Source organism: Lysinibacillus sphaericus OT4b.31, assembly GCF_000392615.1.
Classification (GTDB): Bacteria; Bacillota; Bacilli; order Bacillales_A; family Planococcaceae; genus Lysinibacillus; species Lysinibacillus sphaericus_B.
Genome location: NZ_KB933398.1, coordinates 3,874,501 through 3,881,750 on the forward strand (window position 1 = coordinate 3,874,501; position 7,250 = coordinate 3,881,750).

The following is a 7,250-nucleotide window of genomic DNA, read 5'->3' on the forward strand; positions in this document are numbered from 1 at the left end:
CAATATAAATTAAAATTTCATATTTTATAGTTGTTCAGCGCCTAATCTTTGTAAAACTTTTTCTGGATATTGAGCGATATATATATAAAAGATACTAAAGTTGCGCGTATTTCCTCTTGAGACGCATTAAAACGGTTAAAGATGACGCTTACTGAAGGTTCCGTGTACGTAAGTGCAAAGGATATTGATAAAACTTTTTCGTGTTGTTCATAATATATCTAATATTTCCCCTTGCTCGGGAGATAGACTAAGTTGACGAATGAATAAAAAACACAAAAAACCAGTACAAACGTTCGTATTGTAGTAATACTAAAAGAACTTCAAAGGCGTCATTAGAACGTGCAAAAGAACTAAAAAAGTAGGGGTGTAAACAACGTGAAATCGCTGAAACACTAGGGTTTCGGCACGTCATGTAAGACGCTTATTAAGCGAGTAAGAAAAGAGGACATGAAATACTCTTTAAATAGTGGGTGCTGTCCTCTTGTGGGACAGTGCTTTTTTTATGCAGGATTTTATACATAGTTTGGGGTACTGGATTGGCTAAAAACTAGCGTTCTACCAACCTTGTATAAAAAATGCATACAGGACGTAGCAGGACATAGTTTGTAAACCTTGATAATGAAGGGATTTGGATTGAAAAATACTTCCTACTCCTACTCCAGTTTGTTATGTAAAGGCGAATTGTATTGGACTGTATAAGGTTCTATGGATTTTTTAAAAGGCTGTTTTCTAAAAGATTGTTGCTATTCAACTAACGGATTGCGATCGTTCAATTTTGTTGGACTCGAATAGTATATCATAAGAAATTTATCTTTTTTAGTGAAAATTATTGACTTCCTATTAGCTGATTTAGTTAAATAAGTGAAATCGTTTTAAAAAATTTTTTACGATTTTGCAATAAAGCATTTAATTTCTTCAAAACTAACAATTACTAGCTAAATATTTACCTACTAAAATACCACTAGCTGCTGCTTGTGATAATGAATGTGTAACTCCTGAACAATCTCCAATTACATATAATCCTTGAATATTCGTTTGGAAATTTCCGTCAGTTTCTATTATTGGCGAATAAAACTTTCCGTCCATACCATAAAGCAATGTATCCTCATCAATTGCTTCACCAATAAGTTTTTCCAAATGGTTTAAAAACCCCTGCAAGATTTGAATATATAGTAAAGGAATTTCTTTAGTTAAGTCCCCAAATTCAGCTTTTAACGAAGGCTGAATTCGATTATTATACATATTTTCTTTTGTTGTAGACTGTCCCTCCCTTAAATCTCCAAAACGTTGTACTACAATACGATCTCTACCTTTATTTATTTCACCGATAACCTTATGTGCATACATATTTGCTTCTTTAAGAGTAGAAAAATACGTTGGAGTGAACAAAGTAAAATTCAAGTTAGAAGTTCCGTTCTTTTGCTCTCGAAAGTTTTGACCATCGGGCATGACTAAACCTTCTTGATATTTACGAATGATTCTTCCTTTAGGATTCATGCAATAAGTACTTGAAATAATATCTTCATGTGCATAAGCAAGCTTTGTTTCAAAGGTATCTTCCAAAATTAAACGTAGCTGTTGTTCTGCCATTTCAACTCTAATACCCAAATCTAAACGAGTTTTGCCTTGCTTAACTCCAAGACTAGAACATTGTTTTTTTAACCAATCTGTTCCTGATCGACCTGTTGCAAACACTACTTGCTGAGACTGGATATCCCCTTTATTTGTAATTAAAGTAAATGAGTTTTTATCTTTTTTTATATCTTGCACATCCACCTCAAATAGGATATCTATCTTGCTTGATAAAACTTTATAAATTTGTTGAAAAATTTTTGTTGAAAGTGACGTACCTAGGTGCCTCACCTCAGTAGTTAACATCTGTAAGTTACATAATTGGGCTCTTTTTGAGAGTTCTGTATTAGCTGTGGAATATTTTATAACCGAGTCTCCACCAAAACGGCATAAAATTTCGTCAACTTCATCCATTAATTGTAGAAGATTCTCTCTACCTACTTTTTGCTCTAATTCGCCGCCAAAATCACTTGTATAATTAAACTTTCCTTCTGATTTACCCAAACCAGCAAAACCAAAATATTTCTCGCATACATTACAATTGCATGTTTCACCTCGATCTAAAGGACAATTTCTCTCCTCTATAGATTTTCCTTTTTCAAGAATTAATATCTTTTGATTACTTTGAGATAAGGTATATGCTAAAAAAACACTACTTACACCTGAACCGATAACTGTAATATCATACATCCATTTGCACCTTCTTTAATTAATAAGTAATAATTTCTATATAAGCATTTTACAATATGTGGATTATCAACACAAAACTATACAACTTTTTTACAGTGTACAAGTTTATACTGAACAGGTCTCATGTATACAAGTGTTCCAAGAATCCGGTATTAATGATTGTAACTTTAGGAAGCTTGGGTATCTGGGTATTAATTGATTTGTTTATGATTGTTATCGGCAACTTCACATAAGATCTACCTAATAAACAGCAATGAATAAGGCGCTGGTCAACTATGGTCGATTGGCACTTCTTTAAAATCGGAAAAGATAAATTAAGGTGTTGATAAAAACGTAAAAGAATGGTAGAATTTTCGATGGCAATAAAGTAAATTATTGCCATCGAAAAGAAAGGTGTTTGATAAAAATGCAACAACAAACTTCGGAAAAAAACTATGTAGTAATGATTTTACTATGTTTCTTTTTAGGTAGTCTAGGAATACATCGCTTCTACGCAGGTAAAATAGGTACTGGTATTTTAATGATTATAACTTTGGGTGGACTAGGTATCTGGACATTGATCGATTTAATTATGATTATTATCGGCAACTTCAAAGATAAAGAAGGAATGGAAATAAAACCTTCTTAACAATAATGAATAAGGCGTTGGTTAACTGAGGTTAACTGGCGCTTTTTTTAATGGAGAAATGTTGTTTAATAAATCGTAGATGTCAGGGAGGTTGATATGCGCCCTATGTCTCACCTGTGGCCCCTTATATACCTCGGGAATAATAAAAGCCGCTCTACTTCTTGTTTGCAGTTGATACATTTGAATTGTTCTTGAGTTGGTTGATACACTTCTTTCCTCACTTTGTTGTGAACGAATCCGCAATCAGGAAGACGAGTTGATTGGTGCAACATTACCACTAAACAGCCGTTCTTCTTGAACTAACGGAGTGCTTTAGTTGAATAATTCTCATTTAATTGATTAAACTTTTTATAAAAATCTCATACTTAGTTAGAAAAATTTACTCCATTTTGATCAATCTTTTTTCAAAATGGAGTTTTTTCATTTGCTGATAAATAAAGGCTGAAGGAAATTTTTCAATCAATTTTTATTCTAAAGCTACAATATAAAACAAATTTCTCCCCATCAACACTTAATGATAAATAAAAAGACAGAATCAACCAATCAAATATGTAATGAGGTTACTTTCAAAGTCAGGAAGTACTGTTAAAGGAGAACATACATTTGAAGTATTTGGACCAAATGGTAATCCGGTATTGAAAGGGTATGTAAACATAAATCCCTCAAGAAATACAACAACTTGGCATTAGCATACTAAAGAAGATAATTTTGAATGGCATCACGGTCAAATTCAGTTGAAACACAATAGTTTACCTAAAAAGTGGGGAGTTTAATTATATTCTTTAGGATGTAAAACTGAAAAATAGGCTACTTATTACTAGGGATTTCCTATGTCGAGTAGCTTAATAAGTTTATCTCCATACTTACTTGCTTTATATTTATTATTGGAGTCTAGTCAGATTTATGCGGATTTACAACGTTAAGAAATATACACGATGTTATGCAAAGTGAAGAACAAACCAAACAAGTAAAAAAACTGCTACATCAACCGTTTACGCCACCTGTATAAAACACCGTATAATTAATGTTCATACAAAAAGCCACAAACCACTGATTTAACAGCGTTCATGGCTTTTAGGTTCATTCCAAACTTTCATTTGGGAACGTTATTAATGTTTTCTAGTGTATAAACATTATTAATCTTGAGATAGGTGTAACCAATCAAGTTAACCAAAAGGACTTTTTAACATATGTCTTCGTTGAAGAAGTATCAGTTAAATGAAATGATTTAACTACTTTTTAACATTTATTACTTTGTATCCAACAAATAAGATTAAAAACCAAACTGGTGCGACATATAGGGCAACACGCATATCTGGAATAAACGTCATTAACACAATAACCATTAATAAAAATGCAATGGCAATATACGTAGAAAGTGGATAAAGCGGAATTTTGAATTTCAGTTCGGCTACTTCCTCTTTCGTTTTTGACTTTCTAAATTTCAATTGTGCTAATAAAATAATCATCCAGCTTGTAATGACTGCAACAGTCGCAACAGCAGAAATATAGATGAACACTTTTTCAGGTACTACATAATTTAAGACAACCGCAATTAATAACACCGCTGAAGAAAATAAAATCCCTCTACGCGGACTACCGTTTTTACTTACTGTTTTAAAATATTTTGGAGCATTTTTTTGTACCGATAAGTTGTGTAGCATACGTCCTGAACCGTATAAACCACTATTAAACGCAGACATTGCTGCTGTAATTACAACAAAGTTAATAATGTGAGCCGCAGCAGGGATGCCGACGTAATCGAAAATTTGAACGAACGGGCTACCTTCTGAACCAACTTCGTTCCAAGGATAAATAACCATCATAACGCCTAATGCACCAATGTAGAAAATTAAAATACGCCAAACGATGTTGTTAATAGCTGAAGGAATTGACTTGCTAGGATTTTTTGCTTCTCCTGCAGAAATACCAACTAATTCAACCCCACCGAATGAGAACATAACTAATACTAGTGACATTAAAATACCATGGAAACCGTTTGGCATGAAGCCACCGTGTGCCCATAAATTATCGAAGCCAATTGCTTCACCTTGGTTGCCAACACCGAAGAAAATAATGGCTAATCCTAGAACGATCATACCGATAATCGCAACAACTTTAATCATCGCAAACCAGAATTCGAATTCTCCGTAAGCTTTTACATTTGCTAAGTTTACAAGCATCATAATAACAAGTACTACAAGGGCAGTTACCCATTGTGGAATATCAGGGAACCAGTAGTTAATATATACACCGACTACTGTTAATTCTGCCATGCCAACGACAATCCACATGAACCAATACGTCCAACCAGATAAGAACCCAGCAAAGCGTCCTAAATATTTATTCGCGTACGTACTGAACGAGCCTGATACAGGTTCCTCTACTGCCATTTCGCCTAATGCACGCATAATTGTGAAAATAACTAATCCGCCAATTAAATAAGCTAGTAAAATAGATGGTCCAGCCATTTGAATTGTTGAACTAGAGCCATAAAATAAACCGACTCCAATGGATCCGCCAAGTGCAATTAGTTGCATGTGACGAGTACTTAATCCGCGCTTTAGCTGTGAATCTTGATGATTGTCTTTCATAATGTCTTACTCCTAATACGTTTAGATTTTCAAATATTTTGCTCAAAAAAGGAATAAAAAAAACGCCCTTTTGGATTAACCAAAAGGACGATTCAACTCGTGTTACCACCTTTAATTTATAAGCAATTCACATTACTTACCTTAAGAAGTACGGTCATTTGACGATACTCTCGCACATGATTACGGGTGCTTACCGGCGTAGCCTACTTAGAATGATCTTTTCGGTACACAGCTCCAAGATGAATTCTCAATCGTTTTACATGCACCTCTCATCAACCGGTAACTTTCTGTTCGTAAAAATAATTGATACTATTTCTTTTCATAGCCTTTGTTCTATACAAATATTTTTGAATTGTTTTTCATTTTACAGAAAAAAATTATTTTGTCAATATAATTTTCAAAATTTCTTCATAACCCAGTTAAATTATATATGACATTTTACTATATAAATACAACTCTCACCACTTACATATAAAAGCTAAAGGAAATATTTCAACAAATGTTAGTAAAGTTCTTTTTAGAATATTATTCAACAATCTGGCCCTTTAATGAAAACGAGCGCTGATCCTTGTTACAGAATCGCGCCCGATTGTATTATAAGGTCAGCCAGAAAATATTTCTGGTTGACCATTTTTTATATCGATATATGATAACGGTAGCCGTGGTAGAACGTTCGCGCCTGTGGGGCTATGACCCCGTCCGCAAAACAGTTCGCCCCCTACTTGTAGAAACATGTTTGAGGCTGGTTGGGACAATGATCTCGTATAACAAGCGAAGCTATGACACTGCAAGAAGGATTAGGGGTACCGGTAATTATATTTGGAGGAGGAGATTTATAATGAATCCAGTCATTGGTCTGGATGTGGCAAAAGGTGAAAGTCAGGTTCAAGCATACTTGGAAAGAAAGAAGCCTTACAAGAAAAGTTTCAAAATAAAACATGATCTTGATGGGTTAGCTAGTTTATTAGATTTTATTAAAGAAATAGAAGATATTTCTGGAGAACGTCCTCCTCTTGTAATGGAATCAACAGGTCATTATCACTCACCTGTTGTTCAATATTTTGAGGACAAGGGCTACTTAATTATTATCGTAAATCCACTCATCTCTTATAAAGCAAAAAGTTCTAGTTTGCGAAAGGTAAAAACAGATATCATTGATGCCAATCACCTCTGCGAGCTGTTTTATAAAGAGGATTTAGAGCCTTATAAAAAACGTGGTATCCAACTTATGAACCTACGTCATCTTACGAGACAGCACGATAATATTACAGGTATGTTTGTACAAACTAAACTACAATTCCAGGCAGTTTTAGATCAAGTTTTCCCTGAATATAGTAAGGTTTTTGGAGACTTCTATTCAGATGTTTCTTTAAAAACATTACAAGCATTTCCTACTTCAGAAGAGGTCTTGATAGTTGATACAGAAACTTTAGCGACTAAAATTAAAGAATTCTGTAATACTCGTTCACTAAAATGGGCAAATCAACAGGCTGAAAAGCTAATGATTGCCGCAGCTCAAAACCCTTTCCAGAAGGTCTTATACTCTAGCCTTGCCCTGAGCTTAGATATGTATATTAATAGCTCTTTGAATACAAAAAACATCTATCTATGCTTGAAAATGAGATAGATGCTTTAGCAAAAAGTATTGAAGAATCTAAGATTATCCGATCAATTCCCGGTATCGGCGAAAAAATCGCTGCCACGATTGTTTCTGAAATTGGGGAAATTGAAAGATTTAATCATCCTAAAAAACTAGTCGCATTTGC

General features: G+C 34.0%; 3 protein-coding genes, 1 pseudogene and 1 other annotated feature. Of the genes and pseudogenes, 2 read left to right on the forward strand and 2 right to left on the reverse strand.

All coding sequences use genetic code 11. From position 1 onward, the window contains the following. Positions 1-921: 921 nt before the first annotated feature. Complete coding sequence (locus H131_RS17905; protein WP_010860548.1) at positions 922-2,262, reverse strand: NAD(P)/FAD-dependent oxidoreductase; 1,341 nt, start codon at positions 2,260-2,262, stop codon at positions 922-924. A gap of 406 nt (positions 2,263-2,668) precedes the next feature. Here H131_RS17905 and H131_RS17910 point away from each other — a divergent pair, with 406 nt between their 5' ends. Then, entirely contained in the window at positions 2,669-2,890 is a 222-nt protein-coding gene (locus H131_RS17910; protein WP_010860549.1) for a TM2 domain-containing protein, read from the forward strand. A gap of 1,232 nt (positions 2,891-4,122) precedes the next feature. Here H131_RS17910 and H131_RS17915 read toward each other — a convergent pair. Further along, positions 4,123-5,484: an amino acid permease gene (locus tag H131_RS17915; protein ID WP_010860550.1), complete on the reverse strand. Its 1,362-nt coding sequence runs from the start codon at positions 5,482-5,484 to the stop codon at positions 4,123-4,125. An 80-nt stretch (positions 5,485-5,564) separates the two neighbouring features. Beyond that, positions 5,565-5,816 (reverse strand) — a binding site (T-box leader). 506 nt (positions 5,817-6,322) lie between these two features. Between H131_RS17915 and H131_RS17920 the strand changes: the two are divergent. Next, positions 6,323-7,250 (forward strand): annotated as a pseudogene (locus H131_RS17920) (IS110 family RNA-guided transposase); the annotation flags it as partial.

Bases quoted from the DNA above. Each gene is read 5' to 3' on its own strand.
- H131_RS17905 (WP_010860548.1), bottom strand. From the start codon at position 2,262: ATGTATGATATTACAGTTATCGGTTCAGGTGTAAGTAGTGTTTTTTTA.
- H131_RS17910 (WP_010860549.1), top strand. From the start codon at position 2,669: ATGCAACAACAAACTTCGGAAAAAAACTATGTAGTAATGATTTTACTA.
- H131_RS17915 (WP_010860550.1), bottom strand. From the start codon at position 5,484: ATGAAAGACAATCATCAAGATTCACAGCTAAAGCGCGGATTAAGTACT.